Annotated in this window: 23 protein-coding genes and 1 pseudogene; 22 read left to right on the plus strand and 2 right to left on the minus strand. The window is 43.0% G+C overall.

The features are described from left to right. Positions 1 to 171 precede the first annotated feature (171 nt). From iscR to ACO05V_RS08970, 20 genes are all read left to right on the plus strand, one after another. On the plus strand, positions 172 to 660 hold the full coding sequence (iscR, locus tag ACO05V_RS08875; RefSeq protein WP_421849837.1) for a Fe-S cluster assembly transcriptional regulator IscR: 489 nt from the start codon (positions 172 to 174) through the stop codon (positions 658 to 660). A gap of 74 nt (positions 661 to 734) precedes the next feature. Continuing rightward, positions 735 to 2,171 (plus strand): Fe-S cluster assembly protein SufB, encoded by a 1,437-nt coding sequence (gene sufB / locus ACO05V_RS08880; RefSeq protein WP_421849841.1) that lies wholly within the window; start codon positions 735 to 737, stop codon positions 2,169 to 2,171. A gap of 13 nt (positions 2,172 to 2,184) precedes the next feature. After that, positions 2,185 to 2,970 (plus strand): Fe-S cluster assembly ATPase SufC, encoded by a 786-nt coding sequence (gene sufC, locus ACO05V_RS08885; RefSeq protein ID WP_012069059.1) that lies wholly within the window; start codon positions 2,185 to 2,187, stop codon positions 2,968 to 2,970. A 3-nt stretch (positions 2,971 to 2,973) separates the two neighbouring features. Beyond that, positions 2,974 to 4,233, plus strand: a complete 1,260-nt coding sequence (gene sufD, locus ACO05V_RS08890) for a Fe-S cluster assembly protein SufD (protein ID WP_421849845.1) — start codon at positions 2,974 to 2,976, stop codon at positions 4,231 to 4,233. An 11-nt stretch (positions 4,234 to 4,244) separates the two neighbouring features. Next, positions 4,245 to 5,462 carry an aminotransferase class V-fold PLP-dependent enzyme gene (locus ACO05V_RS08895; protein ID WP_421849848.1) on the plus strand — a complete coding sequence of 406 codons (1,218 nt, stop codon included), beginning with the start codon at positions 4,245 to 4,247 and terminating at the stop codon, positions 5,460 to 5,462. Between the two features lie 9 nt (positions 5,463 to 5,471). After that, on the plus strand, positions 5,472 to 5,822 hold the full coding sequence (locus ACO05V_RS08900) for a HesB/IscA family protein (RefSeq protein ID WP_421849850.1): 351 nt from the start codon (positions 5,472 to 5,474) through the stop codon (positions 5,820 to 5,822). Positions 5,823 to 5,826: 4 nt separating this feature from the next. Then, positions 5,827 to 6,357 carry a putative Fe-S cluster assembly protein SufT gene (gene sufT / locus ACO05V_RS08905; RefSeq protein ID WP_421849852.1) on the plus strand — a complete coding sequence of 177 codons (531 nt, stop codon included), beginning with the start codon at positions 5,827 to 5,829 and terminating at the stop codon, positions 6,355 to 6,357. 118 nt (positions 6,358 to 6,475) lie between these two features. Continuing rightward, positions 6,476 to 6,901 carry a SufE family protein gene (locus tag ACO05V_RS08910; RefSeq protein WP_421849855.1) on the plus strand — a complete coding sequence of 142 codons (426 nt, stop codon included), beginning with the start codon at positions 6,476 to 6,478 and terminating at the stop codon, positions 6,899 to 6,901. Between the two features lie 51 nt (positions 6,902 to 6,952). Then, positions 6,953 to 8,107 carry an IscS subfamily cysteine desulfurase gene (locus ACO05V_RS08915; RefSeq protein WP_421849858.1) on the plus strand — a complete coding sequence of 385 codons (1,155 nt, stop codon included), beginning with the start codon at positions 6,953 to 6,955 and terminating at the stop codon, positions 8,105 to 8,107. 175 nt (positions 8,108 to 8,282) lie between these two features. Then, on the plus strand, positions 8,283 to 8,690 hold the full coding sequence (gene ndk / locus ACO05V_RS08920) for a nucleoside-diphosphate kinase (RefSeq protein WP_421849861.1): 408 nt from the start codon (positions 8,283 to 8,285) through the stop codon (positions 8,688 to 8,690). Between the two features lie 145 nt (positions 8,691 to 8,835). Then, positions 8,836 to 9,951, plus strand: a complete 1,116-nt coding sequence (rlmN, locus tag ACO05V_RS08925) for a 23S rRNA (adenine(2503)-C(2))-methyltransferase RlmN (protein ID WP_421849864.1) — start codon at positions 8,836 to 8,838, stop codon at positions 9,949 to 9,951. 41 nt (positions 9,952 to 9,992) lie between these two features. Then, a complete protein-coding gene (locus ACO05V_RS08930) occupies positions 9,993 to 10,718 on the plus strand; it encodes a tetratricopeptide repeat protein (protein WP_421849867.1) in 726 nt (241 codons plus the stop codon). A 1-nt stretch (position 10,719) separates the two neighbouring features. Further along, complete coding sequence (locus ACO05V_RS08935; RefSeq protein WP_421849870.1) at positions 10,720 to 11,724, plus strand: RodZ domain-containing protein; 1,005 nt, start codon at positions 10,720 to 10,722, stop codon at positions 11,722 to 11,724. An 8-nt stretch (positions 11,725 to 11,732) separates the two neighbouring features. Beyond that, a complete protein-coding gene (ispG, locus tag ACO05V_RS08940; protein ID WP_212918147.1) occupies positions 11,733 to 12,845 on the plus strand; it encodes a flavodoxin-dependent (E)-4-hydroxy-3-methylbut-2-enyl-diphosphate synthase in 1,113 nt (370 codons plus the stop codon). A 9-nt stretch (positions 12,846 to 12,854) separates the two neighbouring features. Further along, positions 12,855 to 14,129 carry a histidine--tRNA ligase gene (gene hisS, locus ACO05V_RS08945; RefSeq protein ID WP_421849874.1) on the plus strand — a complete coding sequence of 425 codons (1,275 nt, stop codon included), beginning with the start codon at positions 12,855 to 12,857 and terminating at the stop codon, positions 14,127 to 14,129. A gap of 62 nt (positions 14,130 to 14,191) precedes the next feature. Beyond that, on the plus strand, positions 14,192 to 14,833 hold the full coding sequence (locus ACO05V_RS08950; RefSeq protein ID WP_421849877.1) for a YfgM family protein: 642 nt from the start codon (positions 14,192 to 14,194) through the stop codon (positions 14,831 to 14,833). 2 nt (positions 14,834 to 14,835) lie between these two features. Then, complete coding sequence (gene bamB, locus ACO05V_RS08955; protein ID WP_421849880.1) at positions 14,836 to 15,969, plus strand: outer membrane protein assembly factor BamB; 1,134 nt, start codon at positions 14,836 to 14,838, stop codon at positions 15,967 to 15,969. A gap of 93 nt (positions 15,970 to 16,062) precedes the next feature. Beyond that, on the plus strand, positions 16,063 to 17,400 hold the full coding sequence (der, locus tag ACO05V_RS08960) for a ribosome biogenesis GTPase Der (protein ID WP_421849883.1): 1,338 nt from the start codon (positions 16,063 to 16,065) through the stop codon (positions 17,398 to 17,400). 212 nt (positions 17,401 to 17,612) lie between these two features. Then, positions 17,613 to 18,518, plus strand: coding sequence for a 30S ribosomal protein S6--L-glutamate ligase (rimK, locus tag ACO05V_RS08965; RefSeq protein WP_421849886.1), 906 nt, complete (start codon positions 17,613 to 17,615; stop codon positions 18,516 to 18,518). Continuing rightward, complete coding sequence (locus ACO05V_RS08970; protein WP_421849888.1) at positions 18,518 to 19,567, plus strand: succinylglutamate desuccinylase/aspartoacylase family protein; 1,050 nt, start codon at positions 18,518 to 18,520, stop codon at positions 19,565 to 19,567. Before rimK ends, ACO05V_RS08970 begins: the two co-directional genes overlap by 1 nt. A 167-nt stretch (positions 19,568 to 19,734) precedes the next feature. Here the strand turns inward: ACO05V_RS08970 and ACO05V_RS08975 are convergent. Together ACO05V_RS08975 and ACO05V_RS08980 are read right to left on the minus strand one after the other, a co-directional pair. Next, positions 19,735 to 21,986 (minus strand): annotated as a pseudogene (locus tag ACO05V_RS08975) (YgiQ family radical SAM protein). Positions 21,987 to 22,135: 149 nt separating this feature from the next. Further along, a complete protein-coding gene (locus ACO05V_RS08980) occupies positions 22,136 to 22,774 on the minus strand; it encodes a thiopurine S-methyltransferase (protein WP_421849891.1) in 639 nt (212 codons plus the stop codon). Positions 22,775 to 22,947: 173 nt separating this feature from the next. Here ACO05V_RS08980 and ACO05V_RS08985 point away from each other — a divergent pair, with 173 nt between their 5' ends. Together ACO05V_RS08985 and ACO05V_RS08990 are read left to right on the plus strand one after the other, a co-directional pair. After that, entirely contained in the window at positions 22,948 to 23,103 is a 156-nt protein-coding gene (locus ACO05V_RS08985) for a DUF2496 domain-containing protein (RefSeq protein ID WP_421849894.1), read from the plus strand. Positions 23,104 to 23,177: 74 nt separating this feature from the next. After that, on the plus strand, positions 23,178 to 23,537 hold the full coding sequence (locus ACO05V_RS08990; protein ID WP_421849897.1) for a DUF1304 domain-containing protein: 360 nt from the start codon (positions 23,178 to 23,180) through the stop codon (positions 23,535 to 23,537). Position 23,538: the final 1 nt, after the last annotated feature.

Below are 23,538 nucleotides of genomic sequence, written 5' to 3' on the forward strand. Positions count from 1 at the left end.
TGTTCTTTTAGAGGCATTCATTAGTTTAGTTTTTTCCTCAGTGAACGTAAAATATGTACGCATTATTGCATGTGAGTAATAACCTACTAAAATAGTCAGGTAAATACTTGATCAAAACAGTAGGTTTTGTGTACTATTTGCCCTCACTGAATAATTTTAATTGGATAGCTTATGCGCCTGACAACAAAAGGTCGTTATGCGGTAACCGCCATGCTCGATCTGGCATTGCATTCGGATCAAGGGCCAGTGTCTTTATCCGATATTTCGAGTCGACAAGGGATATCGTTATCTTATCTTGAGCAACTGTTTTCCAAGCTGCGTAAAAAGGCATTGGTAAACAGCGTGAGAGGTCCCGGAGGTGGATACCGCCTGAGTCGTTCGAATAATGATATTTTTGTTGCGCAAATAGTCGACGCGGTTAACGAGTCCGTCGATGCAACAGGTTGCAAAGGACGGAGTGATTGTCAAAGTGGTAACACCTGTCTTACCCACCATTTGTGGTGTGATTTAAGTGATCAAATACACGATTTTTTAAATCAAATTAGCCTAGATCAGCTAGTACGTCGGAATGATGTGCGTCTAGTCTCAGAACGGCAAGAATTCGAAAGCCGACAACGTTGTCTGGAAAATGACAAAATTCGCGCGGCCATTGTTGATTAAACAGAGAATAAATTAGTAGAGCTTAATGCGCTGATTCACAGTGTGTTAGTGACTATAATTGAGTGAGTTTTTATATGACTGAGCAGATAGATAAGGCGCTGGCACGGGAATACGAAGCGGGCTTTGTGTCTGATGTGGAATCAGAAACATTCGAGCCTGGTTTGAATGAGGATGTTATTCGTCGTATTTCTGAAATGAAAGGCGAGCCTGAATGGATGCTCGAGTGGCGCCTAAGTGCATTTCGTGAATGGTTAGAAATGGAAGAGCCTGAATGGGCATTGGTTGATTATCCAAAAATAGATTTCCAGTCTATTTCTTACTATTCAGCACCAAAAAGCATGAAGGACAAACCTAAGTCTTTGGACGAGGTTGATCCAGAACTACTGCGTACTTATGAAAAACTGGGCATTCCTCTGATAGAGCAACAAATGTTAGCCGGCATCGCCGTTGATGCGGTATTTGACTCTGTTTCTGTTGTGACAACATTTCGCGAGAAGTTAGAAGAAGCGGGTGTTATCTTTTGTCCAATCTCCGAAGCCGTTCACAAGTATCCAGATCTGGTTAAAAAATACATAGGTAGTGTTGTTCCTAAAAAAGACAACTATTATGCCGCGTTGAACTGTGCTGTTTTTACAGATGGTTCCTTTGTTTATATTCCTAAAGGCACTCGTTGCCCAATGGAGTTGTCGACTTACTTCCGTATTAATGAGCAAAACACCGGACAGTTCGAGCGAACTTTGATCATTGCTGATGAAGGTAGTCATGTTAGCTATCTTGAAGGTTGTACTGCACCGCAACGTGACGAAAACCAGCTACACGCTGCTGTTGTGGAATTGGTTGCTATGGATAACGCTGAGATTAAATATTCAACCGTTCAGAACTGGTATCCAGGTGATGAAAATGGCAAAGGTGGTATTTACAATTTTGTCACCAAACGCGGTATTTGCCATACCAATGCCAAAATTTCTTGGACCCAAGTAGAGACAGGTTCTTCTGTTACTTGGAAGTACCCAAGCTGTATTTTGAAAGGCGATAACAGTGTTGGTGAGTTTTACTCGGTTGCTTTGACGCGTGGTCGTCAGCAAGCAGATACGGGTACTAAAATGATTCACATTGGTAAGAACACCAAGTCCACCATCATTTCTAAAGGTATCTCTGCAGGTCGAAGTAATAACAGTTACCGTGGTCTTGTTCGTATGAACCCAGGTGCCGAAGGTGCACGTAACTTTACTCAGTGTGACTCTTTGTTGATTGGTGATCAGTGCGGAGCGCACACTTTCCCTTATGTAGAAAGTCGTAATCCTTCTGCGATTATTGAGCATGAAGCAACGACATCGAAAGTCAGTGACGAGCAGATGTTCTTGTGTCGTCAGCGTGGCCTTGATCCTGAAAAAGCCGTATCCATGATTGTGAATGGCTTCTGTAAGGAAGTATTTAAAGAATTACCAATGGAATTTGCCGTCGAAGCGGGCAAGTTACTAGAAATAAGCCTTGAAGGCTCAGTAGGTTAAGGAATTATTAAAGATGTCGAACACGAAAAGTTTGTTGACGATAAAAGATTTGCACGCCAGCGTTGAAGAAAAACAGATCATCAAAGGGTTAGATTTAGACATCAAGCCGGGTGAAGTGCATGCAATCATGGGCCCAAACGGTGCCGGTAAAAGTACCTTAGGTTATGTTCTTTCAGGTCGTGATGGTTACAGCGTAGACAGTGGTAGCGTGACTCTTGATGGTGAAGATTTGCTTGAAATGGAAACGGAAGACCGTGCTCGTGCTGGTTTATTCTTGGCGTTCCAATACCCTGTCGAAATTCCTGGTGTAAGCAACTTAGAATTCTTAAAAGCGTCAGTTGATGCGCAACGTCAAGCACGTGGTGAAGATGCTATTACTTCTGCTGATTTCTTGAAAGAAGCGAAAGCGGCTTGTAAACAAGTTAACTTGCCAGTGGCTTTCTTGAAGCGTGGCGTTAATGAAGGCTTCTCTGGTGGTGAGAAAAAACGCAACGAATTAATGCAAATGCTATTGCTTAAGCCAAAGCTTTGTATCCTAGATGAAACTGACTCTGGTTTGGATATTGATGCGCTACAAGTGGTTGCAGAAGGTGTAAATAGCCAGCGCTCTGCGGATCGTAGCTTTATCGTAGTGACTCACTACCAGCGTCTTTTGGATTACATCAAACCTGATTTTGTCCACGTACTATCTGACGGCAAAATTGTTAAGAGTGGTGATGCTTCCCTTGCTCTTGAGTTAGAGGCTCAAGGTTACGCTTGGTTGCAGAAAGAGCCAGCTGAAGACGAACTTGAGGGGTAATGCATGAGTGAATGGTTAGAAAGCGCCATTGCTCGAGCGCAAGGTATCAATGATTGGCTTGCTCCCAAGCGAGCTCACGCACTTGAACTTTTAGCAAATACCAAATGGCCAACACGTAAAACTGAAGCGTGGCGTTACACGCCACTTCGCCCAGTAGAGCGTACCCAAGCCAAAGTAATAAGTGATAAAGTTGATTTGTCGCCAGTTAGCATTGCGGATTTATCTGCTATTGAATTGGTATTTGTAAACGGTCAGTTTGATCAAGCTCAATTGGCGCAAACTTTACCTGAAGGCTTGTCCATCTCCTTGGGCGGTGATTTAGGTTCGGCTGAACAATCTGATGCACTAAGTGTTTTTTCAACTATTAAACCTGAGCGTCATATTTTTGGTCTAGTAAACGATGCGCTAGCACAAGATGTTGTCGTTGTGACTGTTGCGGAAGGAGTTGAGATTACTCAACCGATTCGTGTTAGTTCTTTGCTAAGTCAAGGTGCGGAATCTCATACGCGTGTTCAAGTTGCTCTGGCGGCGGGTTCGCGATTAACCGTTATTGAAGATGTTCAAGCGCAAGGTGAGAGCTTCAACACAGCATTTGTTGAATACAATGTGGCGGCCAATGCACGTCTAGAGCATTATCGTTTTGCGTTACAAACAGGTAGCAATATTGCCATCGGTGGTAGCCATTTTAACTTGCATGACCATGCGAAAATGAACAGTACAATTGTAGGTTTTGGCAGTGACTTGTCTCGTTTGGATACAGATATTATTCATGCTGGTGAGTTTGCTGATGCAAAACTAAATGCCATGTATTTGCTGGATGGTAAAGAGCTGTTTGACCTTCATGCGACCGTTGAACACGCTAAGCCAAATGGCAAAACTGAAGAAAACGTTCGTTGTATCGTCGCGGATCGTGCGCGTGCGGTATTTAATGGGCGTATTCATATTCACCGCGATGCACAGAAAACCTTGGCAGAGCTAAATAACCGCAACTTGTTGTTATCCGATAAAGCCGAGATTAACACCAAGCCTGAGTTAGAAATTTACGCTGACGATGTGAAATGTGCTCATGGTGCGACGGTTGCTCAGATTGATAAGCAAGCTTTGTATTACTTGCAGACTCGCGGTGTGAGCCGTTCGAAGGCGCAAGTCATGCTTAACTTTGGTTTTATTAACGAGTTGATTGATTTAATGCCAAATGCGGCGTTAGCGGAATGGATTCGTCCTATTATCCGTGAGCGTTTTGCGCAAATGGAAGTGAAATAAGCGAGAATCGAATGAGTTTTGATGTAGCGGCTATCCGCGAGCAATTTCCGATTTTAAAGCGCGTCATTGATGGTAATCCGCTTATTTATCTCGATAATGCAGCGACAACGCAAAAGCCACAGTGTGTGATTGATGCTTTGGTGGATTACTACACGACATGCAATTCTAATGTGCATCGTGGTGCCCATCGTCTTGCGGATGAGGCGACGCGTCGTTTTGAAGACGCACGCGACATCGTAAAAGACTTTATTAATGCGCCGAAACGCGAAGAAGTCATTTGGACAACAGGCACCACCGAGGCGATTAATATAGTCGCCAATGGTTTGGGGTCTTTGTTATCACCGGGTGATGAAGTGATTGCAACTGGAATGGATCACCATGCCAATCTCGTTACTTGGCAGCAAGCCTGCAAAGCGTCAGGTGCTACTTTAAGAACGATTCCCGTGACAGATGCTGGTGAATTAGATCAAGCGGCTTATGATGCTATGTTGAACGAACATACTAAGTTTGTTGCTTTTCCGCATGTTTCCAATGCCTTGGGTACCGTGAACCCAATTAAAGAAATGACCGCGAAAGCCAAGCAGTTTGATGCTTTGGTTTTAGTGGATGGAGCGCAAGGTGCTGCTCATGGCTATGCTGATGTGCAGGATATAGGTTGTGATTTTTATGCCTTTTCAGGTCATAAAATTTATGGGCCGATGGGTGTTGGTGTGCTTTGGGGTAAAGAGTCAATTTTGTCGACTTGGCCTGTTTGGCGTACCGGTGGCGAAATGATTTCCACCGTGACTTTGCAAGACGCTACATGGAATGTATTGCCTTATCGCTTTGAAGCGGGCACGCCAAATGTGGGTGATGCCATTGCTATGGGCGAAGCGATTCGTTGGTTTAGCGCCTTGGATCAAGGCGCTGTTGCTGCACACGAAAAAGCCTTGTTGGATCATGCCACAGAGCTTGCTGAGCAATTTGAAGGCTTAACCATTATTGGTACAGCCAAAGAAAAAATTGGAGTGCTAAGTTTTGTGATGGATCAGGGGCATCCTGCTGATATCGGTTTTTTGTTAGACCGCCAGGGGATTGCTGTTCGTACTGGTGATCATTGCGCGCAGCCTTTGATGGCGCGTTTTAATGTTCCTGGTACAGCGCGAGCATCGTTCGCTATTTATAATACATTAGAAGAAGTTGACGCTTTGTTTGTGGCACTGAAAAAAGTGCGAACAATGCTGGCTTAGGAGGTTTCAATGACAGTAACAACGTTTGATCCTGTCTCTAGCGTGTCTTTAACCGCTTCTGCACAGAAATATTTTGCCTCAAAACTGATAAAGCAGCCAGGCAAGCTGATTCGATTAAGTACTAAAGAAAGCGGTTGTACAGGCTTTTCCTATGTACTAGATATTGTTGATAGTGCTTCGGAAGAAGATACCGTATTAGAGTTTGGCAGTGTCACGCTTGCGGTAGATTCACAGTCAACTGCTATGTTGAAAGGTACAGAAATTGACTTGGTGCGCGAAGGCGTTAACGAAGTTGTGAAGTTTAAAAACCCTAACGTTGTAGCGGAATGTGGCTGTGGCGAAAGCTTTAGTGTGAGTTAACTTCATGCAGAAAATGGTAGTAACACAGCATGCTTGTCCTGCGCGACGAGTACCAAGCGGTGAACCAGTTAGTATTCCTGAAGGTCAGTTTATTACGATTAATCAGAGCTTAGGTGGCAATTATACCGTTACGTGGCAAGGTAATATGCTGCGCATAGATGGAACCGATGCTGAAGCGATTGGTCAGCAACCCGAGGTTTTAGATTTTGAGGATCTCGGTACCGGGGAAATCAGTAAGGATCAGGTTTGGCAGGCATTGGATACCATCTACGATCCGGAGATTCCTATCAGTTTGGTGTCCTTAGGTTTGGTATATAAAGTGACGCTTGACCAAGAGGCTAAGTCTGTTTTGATTGATATGACGTTGACTGCACCAGGTTGTGGAATGGGACCTGTTTTGGTTGGTGATGTTAAGTATCGAGTGGCGAAAGTGCCAAATGTTGACTCAGTGAAAGTTGATTTGGTATTTGATCCACCTTGGTCGCGAGAAATGATGAGTGAAGAAGCTCAATTGGAAGCGGGTCTTTTCTTTTAGCCGCTTTCTTTTGATAGCTTCGGTCATTCATTAAAATCGAATACAATATGAAACGGCCTTGGTGCTTAGCCAATGCCGTTTTTGTTTTAATAGGCACAGTGCAAAAAATAGGGTAGTCATGGCTTTACCTAGTACGGAAGACATCGTAGACGATCTGTCGTTTTTTGACGATTGGGAAGATAAGTACAAGTACATCATTGATTTGGGTAAATCTTTGCCTGCATTTGATGATGCTTGGCGCACGCCTGAGCGTTTGGTGAAAGGCTGCCAGAGCAGTGTTTGGATTCAGCCGGGCAGTGAGCAAGATGCAATAAAAGGCGAAGTGCTGACTTTTGCGGTAGACAGTGATGCCATTATTGTTCGCGGCTTGCTTGGTTTGGTTTTGGCGGCATTGGATCATAAAACACCGCAAGAAATTTTAGATTTCGATATTACGGCGTACTTCGAAGAGCTCGATCTTGAAAGACACTTAAGCCCAACTCGTGGTAATGGTTTGCGCTCCATTGTGGGGCGTATAAAAGGTATTGCACAGGCCGCTGTTTAGCTTTTTTGATTATAAAAAAGTAGCCGTTTAATTTTTATTGGAGAGCGTTAAATGAACACCCCAGTTTACCTAGATAATTCTGCTACCACGCCAGTTGACCCAAGAGTGGCTGAAAAAATGATGGCGTGTTTAACGCAGGACGGCAACTTTGGAAACCCGGCTTCGCGTTCGCATCTGTTTGGCTGGCGTGCGGAAGAAGCGGTAGAAGAAGCTAGGTTGCAGGTGGCTAGTTTGATTAAAGCGGACTCTCGTGAAATTGTTTGGACCTCTGGCGCGACGGAAGCAAATAACTTAGCTCTGAAAGGTGTTGCTCATGCTTATCGCCAAAAAGGCCGCCATATTATTACTTCGATGATTGAGCACAAGGCGGTTTTGGACCCTTGTAAGCAGCTTGAAAAAGAAGGCTTTGAAGTGACTTATTTGCAACCAGATGTTCATGGTGTTATTTCACCGAGTCAGGTTGCTGAAGCGCTTCGTGAAGATACAATTTTAGTGTCTTTGATGCATGGTAATAATGAGCTTGGTGTGCTGACGGATATTGCTGCAATTGGTGAATTAACTCGATCTCATGGTGTGTTTCTTCATGTAGATGCCGCGCAAACCACAGGTAAAATTGATATTGACGTTAATGCTATGAAAGTAGATTTAATGTCGCTGACGGCTCATAAAACCTATGGCCCAAAAGGCATTGGCGCTTTGTTTGTAAGACGCTCGCCGAAAGTGAAGCTAGAGGCGCAAATTCATGGTGGCGGTCATGAGCGCGGTATGCGCTCTGGTACCTTGGCGACTCATCAAATTGTCGGTATGGGTGAAGCATTTCGTTTGGCCGGTGAAGAAATGGAGCAGGATTGTGCTCGTATCAAAGCCTTGCGCGAACGTTTGTGGTCGTCTTTGAATGAGTTGTCTTGTGTGCATCTCAACGGAGATTCTAATAATCGCGTTGCTGGTGTGTTGAATGTGGGTTTCTCTGGTGTTGATGGGGAAGTGTTGTTGATGTCTTTGAGTGATATCGCAGTGTCTTCTGGTTCTGCGTGTACTTCAGCAAGCTTGGAACCTTCTTATGTTTTACGCACGATTGGTTTGGCTGATGATCTGGCTCATAGCTCCTTGCGTCTTTCAGTGGGTCGCTTTACGACCGAGGAAGAGGTGGATTTTGCGGCTGAAACTATTAAAAATGCAGTAACTCGTCTTCGATCCGTAGCTTAGTCGTAAGAATTGGTACTTTTATTCTTGTTTGAATAAATAATGTTCGTTTGATCATACAATTTTAATGAATTGGTGCGTATAATACGCGCGCTGAACTTTTATGTCCTGGGTCATGGCTTTTATGGTTATCGCTATGCTAGTCATCGCCCCTTTAAATTTAATTTGGAGTTATATCATGGCGTTAGAACGCACTCTATCTATCATCAAGCCTGATGCTGTTGCGAAAAACGTAATTGGCGAAATTTACACTCGTTTTGAACGTGCTGGTTTCAAAATCGTTGAAGCTAAAATGATTCAACTAGATGACGAATTGGCTGGTGGTTTCTATGCTGAGCACAAAGAGCGTCCTTTCTACAAAGATTTGGTTGCTTTCATGACGTCTGGTCCTGTTGTTGTTTCTGTTCTTGAAGGTGAAGGCGCTGCTCTTCGTCACCGTGAACTTATGGGTGCAACTAACCCTAAAGAAGCAACTGCTGGTACTTTGCGTGCAGATTACGCAACGTCTATCGATGCAAACGCTGTTCACGGTTCTGATTCTGTTGAATCTGCAACTCGTGAAATTGCTTACTTCTTCGGTAAGTAATTGACAGCTAGGACCTTTATGTCCGATCTATTTTGTAAAAGCGGGCGCTAGCCCGCTTTTTTACAGAGGCTTCTGAAAAGACTTTTCTTTTCAGAGGCTTTTTTCGTTTACACTTAATGCTAACTACAGCAAGCGACATTGAATTATGACTGACATCAAAAAAGTAAATCTGTTGGGTTTATCTCCCGACAAACTGATTGAATTCTTTGAATCCATCGGCGAGAAGAAATTTCGCGCTACGCAAGTGATCAAATGGATTCATCAAAAGGGAGCGGAAAGCTTCGAAGAAATGACGGATGTCAGCAAGGCGTTGCGTGCAAAATTAGAGCAAATTTGTGAGATTCGTGGACCCGAAGTGGTGTCACAAAATATTTCCACTGATGGTACGCGTAAATGGATTATTCGTACTGACGGTGGCAAAAACGATTGTGTTGAAACGGTTTTGATTCCTGATGGCGATAGAGCAACTTTGTGTGTGTCTTCGCAAGTTGGCTGCTCTTTGGATTGCAGTTTTTGCTCAACGGGCAAGCAAGGTTTTAATCGTAATTTAACGCCAGCTGAAATTATTGGTCAGGTTTGGATCGCGATTAAATCGTTTGGCCCTATGGGCCCCAATGGTCCTCGTCGTGTAACTAATGTGGTTATGATGGGCATGGGCGAACCTCTGATGAACTTCGAGCCTGTGGTTGATGCGATGATTCTGATGATGCATGACCATGCTTATGGTTTGTCTAAGCGTCGTGTAACCTTGAGTACTTCTGGTGTTGTGCCTAAAATTTATGAATTGGTAAAACGTACTGATGTGTCTTTGGCTATTTCGTTACATGCACCAAATGATGCGCTACGTAACGAGCTAGTGCCAATTAATAAAAAATACCCGATTGCTGAGCTGCTTGAGGCTTGCCAGTTCTATTTGGCAAACTTGCCAGATAAACGTCACATCACGATCGAGTACACCTTGATGTCAGGTGTGAATGACAATGAAGAGCAAGCCCATGAATTGGTGGAACTACTTAAAGTATTAGAATGTAAAATCAACTTGATTCCATTTAACCCGTTCCCTCATTCTGGGTATGAAAAGCCGTCTAATAATCGTACTCGTCGTTTCCAGAAAATTCTGGCTGATGCAGGTTATACTGTGACTGTTCGAACCACTCGTGGCGATGATATTGACGCGGCTTGTGGCCAATTGGTTGGTGACTTCCAGGACAAAACTCGCCGTAGTCAGAAGTACATAGAGTTGCGTGAAGTGAAAAGCTAACTTTTTGAATCATTAATTTTGTGTATGACAAGGATGTCAGTATGCGTTTATGGTTATTACCATTCTTATTGTGTTGTTTGTTTTGTACGTCGTGTGCTTATCAAGTTGTTTCTCCGGCACCACCTCCTATTTCTGAATCTAAAAAACTGTCGATTGTTCAGGCGCATCTTTTATTGGGACAATGGGGGTTGGCAAAAAAGAAATTAGATCAGGTTGACGATGCTTACCAAGGTCGTGACTACTGGCGATTACTTAGTTTGTATTGGTTGAGTGTTGAGAGCTATAACGAAGCATTTTTAGTGCATGAAAAAGCACTGAAAAAGTTTCCTGATGATACCTTTATATGGAATAACTATGGGGTGCTTTTGGGGCTTAGAAATCGCTGGGGTGAAGCTTGTAACGCTTTCACAAAAGCTGATAGGAAAGGCTTTGCAAAGCGTCAATCGGTGCAAATTAATCTTTCCAGATGCGCTATACGTCAGAATCAAGTAAATTTAGCCGGAATCTATCTAAAACAGGCAAAAGAAATTGCTGATTTGCCTCTGATTGGTTTGATGACAGAGCTCAATCTTGTTTTAATACAGGGTAGTAATGACAAAGCTCGCTTAATTTTTAATAATATCCAGGCTGATAAAGAAATTGCCCGAGAATCGGTGCATTTTAATGAATACAACTGTCTGTCGCGGCATCTAGTTGCACGCGAGACTGACCCTACACTGTATTCGTCTGCGAGTGATTTTACATGCCTGAATGGCTCAAGGTATTGACATGACAACTGAATTTCAAACTGATGCTTCTGTAAGTAAAACGAATATGGACACTATTAATATTGGCAATAGATTAAAGGCAAAAAGGTTAGAGCTAGAGTTTGATGAAAGATATGTTGCTACAGAGCTAAAAATTCCCATTGATCAAGTGCGAGCACTTGAAGCCAATAATTTTAATTACTTCCGTTCTGTTACCTTTGCTCGAGGCTTCCTAAAAAGCTATTGCCGTCTTTTGCAGATAGATGCTTCTGAAATGCTAAGCGCTTTTGATAGCGAACGAGAAGATGCTGAGCCAACGATCAAACCTGTTGATAAAGTAAATAAGCAAACAAATTTTGGCGACCCAATCGTTATTTTTATCTCTGTGGTGATTGTTGCTGTTCTGGTTTTTTTGGTTTTTTGGTGGCCTTCTCAAACAAATACACCTGTTACTCCTAATGAAACAAAGAGCGAAGTTGGTGAAACCGTTTCAGCTCCTGAGCCAGCGCCGACTGAATCTATTTCAAGTGAGTCAGATAATTCCGTCGCTATTGCAGATGTCTCCAGTTCAAATTCTGCCACAAATGTGGATGTTGCCTCTGATGCTAATACTGAAAACGCGAATGTTCAAATTGAAAAAGCGGCTGGTAATGGTGGTGTAGTAACTGGGTTGTCAGCTGAAACAATGGCGATTTTGGAAGAGGCTGGCGTCAAACCAGAAGATGTTGTTAGAGCAACCGCTGAAGTACCTGCAGAACTTGCTGCTTCACCAAAGTTACCTTCTTATACCGATGAAGTTGAGATTGCTTTTGATGCAGACTGTTGGACAGAAGTGCGTGACGCTTCAGGTAAGATTTTGTTTTCTGGGGTGAAATCTGCGGGTAGCCAGTTGTCGTTAACAGGTAAAGCGCCTTATCGCGTTGTCTTGGGTTGCGCGAATGGCGTGTCATCTTTGAAATACAAAGGTGAAGAATTCGATTTTTCTTCTTTTACACGTAAAGATTTGGCTCGATTTGAGCTCAAGTAGAGACTCCTATGCATTTTGAATCACCTATTAAACGCCGTCATTCCCGTCAAATTATGGTTGGGAATGTGCCGGTTGGCGGTGGTGCGCCAATCAGTGTTCAGAGTATGACGAACACAGAAACTTGTGATGTTGACGCGACCGTGGCTCAGATTCGCGCTATTGCTGATGCTGGTGCCGATATTGTTCGTGTTTCTATTCCGTCGATGGACGCTGCTGAAGCGTTCAAAAAAATACGCGAAGCGGTTTCTATTCCATTGGTTGCAGATATTCATTTCGATTATAAAATTGCTTTGAAGGTGGCTGAGTATGGTGTCGATTGCCTGCGGATTAATCCTGGTAATATTGGCAATAAAGACCGTATTCGTGCAGTGGTAGATTGTGCCCGTGATAAAAATATTCCTATTCGTATTGGGGTCAATGCTGGATCTTTAGAAAAAGATCTGCAAAAGAAATACGGTGAGCCAACGCCTGATGCGTTGGTGGAATCTGCTTTTCGACAAATACAATATTTTGATGAATTAGATTTTCATGAGTACAAGCTGAGCCTTAAAGCGTCTGATATTTTCATGACGGTCGAAGCCTACCGAAAAATTGCTAGTCAAATAGATAATCCGCTGCATTTGGGGATTACTGAAGCAGGTGGTTTGCGCTCTGGAACAGTTAAGTCTTCCATCGGGCTTGGTTTGCTTTTGATGGATGGTATTGGCGATACCTTGCGTGTTTCTCTTGCCGCTGATCCTGTTCAAGAAATTAAAGTGGGTTGGGACATGCTACGCAGTTTAAAATTGCGTAATCGCGGTATTAATTTTATTGCTTGCCCAAGCTGTTCTCGTCAGAACTTTGATGTCATTAAAACGATGAATGAGTTAGAAGAACGTCTTGATGACATCACTATTCCAATGGATGTGGCCGTTATAGGTTGTGTGGTAAATGGGCCAGGTGAAGCAAAAGAAGCAGACATTGGTCTTGCTGGAGGTTCGCCAAATAACTTGATTTATCAAGATGGTAAGCCGAACAGCAAGACGAAAAATGAAACGCTTGTCGATGATTTAGAAAAAATGATTCGCAAAAAGGCTCTCCTTAAAGAACGGGAATTAGCCAATATCATTGTAAAAAATTAAGGATCCATTGTGGCTCGTAAAATTCAAGCGATCAGGGGAATGAATGACATTTTGCCTGACCAATCCTCTGTTTGGTTATATCTAGAAAAAACAGTGGCAGATGTTGTTAAGTCTTATGGATATCAGCAAATTCGTTTTCCGATTGTGGAAAATACGGATTTGTTTAAACGCGGTGTCGGTGAAACAACGGATATCGTAGAAAAAGAAATGTACACTTTTGATGATCGTAATGGCGAGTCTCTTACCTTGCGTCCAGAAGGTACGGCGAGTTGTGTGAGAGCAGCTGATCAGGCTGGACTTTTGTTTAATCAGGTCCAGCGTTTGTGGTACACAGGGCCAATGTTTCGTTACGAGCGACCACAGAAAGGTCGCTATCGCCAATTCCATCAGATTGGAGTGGAATCTTTTGGTATGAGTTCTGCGGATATCGATGCTGAATTGATTATCTTATCGGCTCGCTTATGGCAAAAATTGGGTCTGTTAGAGCATGTTGAGCTTCAGCTGAATACAATTGGTTTGGCGTCTGAGCGTGAAACGTATAAGGCAGCTTTGGTTGATTATTTGACTGAGTTTAAAGATCAGCTTGATGAAGACAGCCAGCGCCGTTTAGGAACAAATCCGCTGAGGATTTTAGACTCTAAAGATGCATCAACTCAAGCGGTACTGAAAGACGCACCAAACCTAGAAAATTTTATCGGCGAAGAATCCCAAGCTCATTTTGATTTTTTACAGGCTATCTTGAAAGCCAATGGTATACCGTATGTGATCAACCGTCGCTTAGTACGAGGTCTAGATTATTATGGTAAAACGGTTTTTGAATGGGTGACAACGCATCTGGGCTCTCAGGCTACAGTATGTGCTGGTGGCCGTTATGATGGCCTGGTTGAGCAATTGGGTGGGAAATCAACTCCAGCCGTTGGCTTTGCAATGGGCATAGAGCGTTTGGTTCTATTGCTTGAAACGTTAAATTTAATTCCTAATGAAGCGAAATTCTCTACTGATGTGTTTGTTATTAGTATGGGGGATGACGCTGAGCTTGCTTCTTTTGTTTTAGCTGAGCGGCTGCGTGAGGAAAGCTCAAATCTTGTTGTATTGCGCCACTGTGGCGGTGGTAACTTTAAGAATCAAATGAAAAAAGCCGATCGTTCTGATGCTCGTTTTACAATTATTTTAGGGCAAGATGAGGTTGATAAGGGTGTTTGTCAGATAAAAAATATGTCAACGGGCGAGCAAGAGTCTCACCCACTTGATGATGTCGCAGCCTACATTAATGCTAAGTTATAATTTGATTTAATGGAGTGCTGTCATGTACGTTATTTGACAGCGCCTAGTATGAGGAAGAAAAAGTGTCTGAATTAAAGACTGAAGAAGAACAAATCGAAGCGTTTAAATCGTGGTGGAAAAAGAACGGCATGATGTTGGTCATTGCTATTGCTGTTGCTGTTGGTGGTTATTTTGGTTGGCAAGCGTGGAAAACCAATCAAGCTAACTACACGAGCGAAGCTTCTGCGTTATATCAAAATTTGGTTCAAGCCTCTGCTGATTTAAGCGATGAAAACAACCAAAAAACGGTTACTTTTATCGCTAAGCAACTTGCAGATGATTATGGAGATACGGGTTATGCAATGTTCGGTCAGTTGTTTGTAGCTCGTGTAGATGCTGAAAATGGAAAGTATGATGAAGCCATTAAGGCATTGGATGATGCTATTGCTAAAACAAAAGACATTTCTTTTGCTGCTATCGCTGATTTGCGTGTGGCCCGTTTGATGCTTCAGAAAGAAGATTATGCAGGCGCAATGGCACGTGCTGAAAAAGTATCGGCAGAAGAGTTTGCAGCTCAGAAGCAAGAGTTAATTGGCGATATTTTAATTGCACAGGGTAAACGTGACGATGCTCGTATTGCTTATCAAAAAGCAAATGAAGCGTTGGGTGTGGGTGTCAAGCATCCATTGCTTGATATAAAGCTTAAAGATTTGGTAAAAGGCTAATTATGAGCAAGTCTCTTTTTTTCGTTGTTTTGTTTGCTGCTTTGATTATTCAGGGGTGTTCCAACTCTCGTCCAGCTTTGCCAGACCTTCCTTCTATAGAAAGTAAAGTTAACTTAAAAACGTCATGGCGAACTGGTGTTGATGGTAATTTTGGTGAATCTAGTGAGCGTTTTAATCTTGTTGCAGAGAATGGTTCTTTATTTTTTGTAACGGATAAAGGAACGGTTTACGAGCTTGCACAGGAAGATGGAAAGAAGAAAGATACTTTCTCAACTGAGTTTAGACCGAGTGCTGGCGTAATGCGTCATGGCGATGTTCTGTATTTTGGAACATACGATGCTCAACTGATTGCCGTTTCATTAGCTAGTAAGTCTATTTTGTGGGAAAAAACATTAAGCTCTGAGGTATTGTCAGAAGCTTCATATGCCGCAGGCAAGTTAGCTGTACAAACGGCTGATGGCTGGTTAAGTGTGTTGGATGCGGAGACGGGCGATACGCAGTGGCGCGCAAAAGAAGATTTGCCATCTTTAACAGTACGTGGTACAAGCGCACCCATTATTACTGATGGTAAAGTCATTGCAGGTTTTGCCAGTGGTAAATTGAAAGCTTATTCATTACAAGATGGCAATTTACTTTGGTCTTATGACGTAGGTAAACCAGAAGGGCGTTATGAAATTGAGCGATTAAGCGATGTGGATGGTCGTTTAGTGGTAGAAAATGGTGTTGTTTATGCCGTTGCCTACAATGGTACGCTGGCCGCGCTTTCGATTGAAAGTGGTCGACCACTATGGCAGCGTAGTATTCCTAGTTCAGTAGGTGTTGCTGTAAGGGGCGAGCTATTAGTTGCTGTTGATATGATGAGTAAAGTCATTGCGTTGAATGCTAAAAATGGCACTGAAGTTTGGGAAAATAAAGATCTTGTCGGCCGAGATTTGATTACGCCAGAATTTTTCCGCGATTATGTTGCTGTGATGGATCGTGGTGGTTATGTTCATTTACTTGATCTATCGACAGGCGAAGTGGCAGCTCATAAGGTAGCTGGTAATGGCGTTCCGCCGGGTAGTCGAATGGTGGCAAATGACAAACAATTGTTTATTCTTACGCCGAACTCTAATGTGACGGCATTAAGCTATTGAGATCAATTTCGATTTCTTTTTAGCGATTTTTTAAAGAGGCTGCCATCCCTTTATTAGGGGTGGTGGCCGCTTTGTATTTTTATAGGTAAAAAAATGATTCCAGTTATTGCATTGGTAGGTAGACCCAATGTTGGCAAATCAACTCTCTTCAATCAATTGACGAGATCTCGTGATGCTTTGGTTGCCGATTATCCCGGCCTAACTCGTGACCGTAAATACGGTGATGGTAAACTTGGTGAACATGAATTTATTGTTATTGATACTGGTGGTATCAGTGGTGACGAACAAGGTATTGATGAAAAAATGGCTCGCCAGTCTTTATTGGCGATAGAAGAAGCCGATGCTGTTTTGTTTCTTGTCGATGGTCGTCATGGCTTGAACCCTTCGGACGAGATGATTGCTAATCATTTGCGTCGTTCTAATAAGCCAATTTCTCTTGTGGTAAATAAGACTGACGGTATTAATGAAGATATCGCTTTGGCAGATTTTTATTCATTAGGTTTTGGAGAACTGCATCCTATTGCTGCTTCTCATGGCAAGGGGGTGCACGTCCTAATTGATAAGGTTATGTTGCCATTTGCCGAGCGTGTTGAAGAAGCTAAAAATCAAATTAGCATTGAATCTCGTGGTATTCGTATTGGTGTTGTAGGTCGTCCAAATGTAGGCAAATCTACATTGGTAAACCGCATGTTAGGTGAAGATCGCGTTGTGGTTTATGACATGCCGGGCACTACGCGAGACAGTGTTTATATTCCTTACGTGCGTAATGATAAAGAATATACCCTTATTGATACGGCCGGTATTCGTCGCCGTAAACACGTTAAAGAAGCGGTTGAGAAGTTTTCTATTGTTAAGGCTTTGCAGGCCATTCAAGATGCCAACGTTGTTATTGTGGTGATTGACTCCCATGAAGATTTGGTTGAGCAAGATCTACATATGATTGGTTATGTACTGGATGCTGGCCGCGGTGTGATTATTGCGATCAACAAATGGGATGGTCTCAAAAAAGATGATCGTGAGCACATCAAGAGTGAAGTTGAGCGCCGTTTGGGCTTTGTTCCTTACGCTAAAGTGCATTACATTTCCGCTTTGCATGGTACTGGTGTTGGTGATTTGTACGATACGATTGAAAGCACTTACGAGTCTTGTTATGCCAAATGGACAACAAATCGTTTGACGAGAATTCTTGAAGATTCCATTGCAGAGCATCAGCCTCCAATGGTGAACAGCCGTAGAATTAAGCTTCGATATGCACACCAAGGTGGATCAAACCCGCCACGTATTGTGGTTCATGGTAACCAGACCGATTCATTGCCAGGAAGCTATAAGCGCTACCTTGAAAATAAATTTAGAACTGTGCTGAACATTACAGGTACACCGATTATTTTCGAATTCAAATCGTCTGAAAACCCGTTTGCTCCTAAGAAATAATTTTTATTTTCTAGAAGAAAACCTGAAAATCTCTGAGTGCCTTTGTTAGACAAGGGGGCTTGGAGATTTTTTTATGTAAAATGCATGAAATCTCTTTCTAAATATAAGGTTATTCACTATTCTCGCGCCAATGGCGTTAATCTTTTTGTAAACATCTTTTTTAATAAGCATCGTTTGTACGTTTGCTTTCTTATTTTGTTCAAAGGACATCTATGAAAATCGCAATTCTTTCTCGTAATCCTCGACTCTATTCTACTCGTCGATTGGTTGAGGCAGGTGAACTGCTTGGGCATGAGGTAGATGTAATTGATACGATGCATTGTTATATGGACATTACAAGTTGCAACCCTTCCGTTCGTTACGATGGAATGCCATTGCCTAAATATGATGCGGTTATCCCAAGAATTGGAGCGTCAGTTACTTTTTATGGTACGGCTGTGGTTAGGCAGTTCGAGATGATGGGCACTTACAGTATTAACGAATCCGTAGCGATTAGTCGTTCACGTGATAAGTTAAGATCATTGCAGCTTATGTCTCGTAAGGGCTTGGGCTTACCCAAAACCGGCTTTGCGCATCATCCTGATAAGATAGGCGACTTGCTTAAAAACGTCGGTGGCGCGCCTGTGGTGATTAAGCTTTTAGAAGGCACACAAGGTATTGGTGTGGTTTTGGCTGAATCGAACAAGACAGCTGAGTCTATCATCGAAGCCTTTATGGGATTAAAAGCCAATATCTTGGTACAAGAATATATTAAAGAAGCGGGTGGTGCCGATATCCGTTGTTTAGTGGTTGGCGGTAAAGTTATAGCTGCGATGAAAAGGCAAGGTGCTGAAGGTGAGTTCCGTTCAAACCTTCATCGTGGTGGAACCGCTTCTTTGGTAAAACTATCGCCTGAAGAAAGACGCACTGCAGTAGAAGCCGCAAAAGTAATGGGCTTGAATATGTGTGGTGTGGATATTCTACGGTCCAACAATGGCCCTCTTATAATGGAAGTGAATTCCTCGCCAGGATTAGAAGGTATCGAGTCTGCAACGGGTAAAGATGTTGCAGCTATGATTATTAAACACATTGAAAAAACAGCGTTATTGGGTAGTACAAAAACAAAAGGTAAAGGTTAATGGAGAAAACGGCTTTAACAATTGGCGGTGTGGAGATTCCTTTAGGTGGTACTGCTCGTATAAAGCTGCCGATGGTAAAGTTGTATACGGACACCAATATGTCTATGCCGGTGTTTGTAAAGCGAGGCAAGCGTTCTGGTCCTACCTTATTTATTAGCGCCGCGATTCATGGTGATGAGCTGAATGGTATCGAGATTATTAGTCGAATCATTCAAAGCAAATACCTTGATAGTTTAAAAGGCACCTTGATCGCAGTGCCCATTGTTAACGGCTATGGTGTATTGAGCCAAAGTCGGTATTTACCTGATAGGCGAGACTTAAATCGTTCTTTTCCTGGTTCTCAGCGCGGCTCATTAGCAGGACGCGTTGCAGATCGTTTTTTGAATGAAATTGTTTCCAAGGCAAATTACGGTATTGATCTTCATACGGGGAGCTTGCATCGCACCAATTTGCCACAAGTGCGCGCTAATCTTGATGATCCTGAAACGCTCGCTATTGCGAAAGCTTTTGGGGTGCCTGTTTTGATGAACTCTAACCTTCGTGATGGTTCATTACGCGAATGTGCGAATGATGTCGGTGCGAAGGTTATTCTGTATGAAGCAGGTGAGGCACTGCGCTTTGACGAGTTATCCATACGGGCTGGTGTGAAAGGGGTTGTTGGCGTAATGAGGCATTTGGGAATGTTGCCCAAGTCGCGCAGTAAAAAGTCATTATCTGAGCCAAGAATTGCACGCAGCAGCAGCTGGATAAGAGCGACAGACAGTGGTTTTACCACTCACATAAAAGAGCTAGGTGATCTTGTCGAAGCTGGCGATGTGCTTGCTGAGATTAAAGATCCTTATGGCGATATATTGGATAAAGTTCTGTGTAAGAATGGCGGAATTATTATCGGTAAGCAAAATATTCCCTTGGTTCAAGAAGGTGACGCTATGTATCATATTGCCCATTTTTCATCCCCAGATGAAGTGGCAGGGCATGTGGAAAGCATGCAGGATGAGTTGATGGATAGTGAAGCGTCTTTGAACTTAATTGATTATAAGTCCTCTTAGTTTGGTTTTATGTAGCCAATGCCTTACTCGTTTAACCTTGACGAGGTTGTCATCATTCAGCAGCAAACTATTCTAGTGTTATAAAAAATGCGCCATGTTGAATAAGCATGGCGCATTTTTTTATGTCTGTCTCTCTGTAAATCAGTAAACTTAATTCTGGGATAGGCTTACTGTTGGCGAGACTTGACTTTTGTCTTGCGACGTTTTGTTGGAGTAGCAGTAACACCGCCGTTGTTGTTTTTACGGCGAGCTTTTTCCGCTGCTAGGTTCTTCTCCATAGTCGGTCTGTTTGACGTATGAGAAGCGCCTGTTGCTTGGCCGGGTTTGGCTTTTTGAGGACGACGACGTACCTGTTTATCTTTCTCTTCCGCTGGCACCAATTTGTTATCCCCATGACCAATAAGTTCAGGGCGGCCCATTTTTATCAAGGTGTTGCGCAGATCCTGCCAGTTGCTCGGATCATGATAGCGCAAGAAGCCTTTTTGTACCGTACGTTGCTTGGCGTCTTTTGGGGTATAAACGTCTTCACTCTTATAAGTCACTGGTTTGAGTGGGTTTTTACCTGAGTGATACATAGCCGTCGCCAATGACATTGGCGAAGAATAAAAAGTTTGTACTTGGTCTGGTTTGAAATCGTTGGTTTTCAACCATACCGCAAGGTTAAGCATATCTTCGTCTGAGCTACCGGGATGTGCAGCGATAAAGTAAGGGATTAAATGCTGTTTCTTACCTGTTTCTTACCTGCTTCTTTGGAGTACTTATCAAACATGCGTTTGAAGCGATCATAGGTTCCCATACCCGGCTTCATCATTTTTGACAAAGTACCTTGCTCTGAGTGCTCAGGGGCAATTTTCAGTAAGCCACCAACGTGATGAGTGACAAGCTCACGAACGTACTCAGGATCTTCTACAGCAAGGTCATAACGTAAACCTGAGGCAATAGACACAGTATGAATACCTTCAACCGCACGAGCCTTACGATACAGTTGCGTCGTTGGGCTGTGATCTGTATTTAAGTTGGAGCAAATGGTCGGATAAACACAAGACAGTTTACGGCACGACGCTTGAACTTCATCGTCGTTACAGTTCAGTGTGTACATGTTGGAAGTCGGTCCGCCAAGGTCTGAGATATGCCCTGTGAAACCTGGCACCTTGTCCTTGATATCTTCAATTTCCTTTAAAATAGATTCGTGTGAACGAGATTGAATCACTCGACCTTCATGTTCGGTAATCGAGCAAAAAGTACAGCCGCCAAAACAGCCACGCATGATGTTGATCGATGTTTTGATCATGTCATAAGCAGGAATGCGAGCTTTTTTGTATTTCGGGTGCGGCACACGTGCATAAGGTAAATCAAACACGCCGTCCATTTCTGGTGTTTCCAATGGAATCGGTGGTGGATTTACCCAGATCTCTTTCTTGCCATGTTTTTGAATCAATGCGCGTGCGTTATGTGGGTTTGACTCAAGGTGCAAAATGCGTGATGTGTGGGCGTATAAAACAGGGTCTTTAGAGACTTTTTCAAAAGAAGGTAAACGAATATACGTTTTTTCTGGGTCAAGCTTTTCGCCACGACGAAGTGGCGCTGGAATCACGCGAATCGGCATGACGTCAGATTCTTCTTCGTCCTTTGTCTGACATTTCCCTTCTGGGATATATTCATAAGGGCTGTAAATTTGTTCAACCTTGCCGGGCCAGTCTACACGAGTCGAATCGATTTCTGTATAACCGCCAGGTGGGGTATTTCGAACAATCGTCGTGCCGCGAATGTCAGTTAATTCATCCAGTGTTTTGCCCATCGCCATCTGATGAGTTACTTCAATCATGGCGCGTTCAGCGTTGCCATAAAGTAAAATATCAGCCGTCGAATCGATTAACACCGAACGACGAACCTCATCACTCCAATAATCGTATTGGGCAATACGTCGAAGACTGGCTTCAATGCCCCCAATCATCACAGGAACATCATGGAACGCTTCTTTACAGCGCTGAGAGTAGACAATAACCGCGCGATCAGGACGTTTTCCGCCAACGCCATAAGGCGTATAAGCATCGTCATTGCGCACTTTTAAGTCTGCAGTATAACGGTTGATCAAGGAATCCATGTTGCCTGCGGTAACACCAAAGTAAAGGTTAGGGCGACCAAGGCGCATGAAATCTTCCGTGTTGCGCCAATCGGGCTGATCAATAATACCAACGCGATAACCTTGCGCTTCTAATAAACGACCTAAAACTGCCATACCAAAACTGGGGTGATCAACATAGGCATCACCAGATACTATGATCACATCACAGCTGTCCCAGCCAAGAGCGTCCATTTCTTCTCTTGTGGTGGGTAGGAAGGGCGAAACGCCATAACACTCAGCCCAATATAATGGGTAAGAAAAGAGTTCTTTGGCGGTTTTATGTCGTTTGATCATTATTTACTCTTGGTATCGGGTGCAATGGCTAATTGGCATTCTTTGTCATTACGAGGATACATGGATTATCGTTGAAAAATTGTGCTGCATTATCCCAGAAAAAACCTAGGGTAGACAGCCTAATCTAGGTCTATTCAGCCTTATATTCTCTAAGGTTGAATGCGCCAGACACTTTCCTCAAAAATGTTGTGTCCTTGCTCTTTATATTGAGGATTCGTCAGAGCTAGGTTTTCTGCGGTAATTTTCTGAATTCTGCTCCCCCAGAATGATATTAAACTGTCTTCATTAACGGAAAATGGTGGCCCTTGCTCATCGCCATCATACTGTAATGAAATCAACAATCCGCAAGCAGACGAGGACAAACGTTCGAGGGTGTGGGAGACATACTCGGAGCGTTTTGAGTCGGGCATGGCTACCATGGCTGCGCGATCATAGCAGGCATCGAACTCTGTTTCGGTGAATTGGAAATAGTCGCCTTCGACAATCCGTAAAGGCAATCCGTCCACGGTATGAACTTTTAAATCACCTTCTTGATGAGTGTTATAGGCTAAATCGTTATCGCCTAAAAATTGAATCACTGCCAAGGATGAGAGTTCAATACCTGTGACTAGATAGCCTTGCTCGGCTAACCAAATCATGTCATTTGACTTACCACATAAAGGCACAAGAACACGGCTGCCTTTTGGCAAGATAGGCCAGAACTCAATTAGCTTCGGATTGACGCCTTCTTGATGAAAGCCAATACGCCCTGTTTTCCATCGATCCAACCAGAATTCATTTGTAATCACGATAACCTCGTTAAATTAGGCTTGTTTATGTTCCATGTGTATTGTATTTGTTTTATTTTACGTCGAACAATTCGTAATGCAAAAAAGCCATTATAGACGGCAAAAACGTTTTTTAATTGCCTATTTTTCGCATTTTACATATAGATTATTGCAGTCTTTTATATGGAGTTTTTATGTCTTTAGACCACGCGCCAGATCATATCAAGCTGGCTGTTGATCTTATTGAGTTACTTGAAAGTCATGATATTGAGCCAAGTGTCGCCGTTGGCGCTTTAACTATTGCATTGAAAGACTTTCAGGGAAAGCTCGAAAAAATAGATAAAACGTAAAGTGCGTTTGTTAAAAAACGCCTCGCCAAGTATAAATTGTCAAATTAATGGAATAAAAATAAGAGGTTATATTTATGGAATTAATCGCAATAGTTACCACTGCACTTGTCGCTCTATTACATCTGTACATCATGTATATTGAGATGTTTCTTTGGGATAAGCCTAAAGGCATGAAAACATTTGGCTTAAAGCCTGATTTTGCCAAAGCGAGTAAGGTGATGGCAGCGAACCAAGGACTTTACAATGGTTTTCTTGCCGCCGGCTTGTTGTGGGGGGTGTGGCTTGGTACAGCGGGTTCACAGGTGACGATTTTCTTTTTGCTTTGTGTTGTGGTTGCAGGTGTTTACGGTGCGATTACCTCAAGTAAGAAAATTTTGTTTGTACAAGGTTTGCCTGGTTTGATTGCCCTGTTAGCCGTTTTATTGGCAGCTTAAC

It is taken from the genome of Marinomonas sp. (assembly GCF_965225885.1).
Classification (GTDB): Bacteria; Pseudomonadota; Gammaproteobacteria; order Pseudomonadales; family Marinomonadaceae; genus Marinomonas.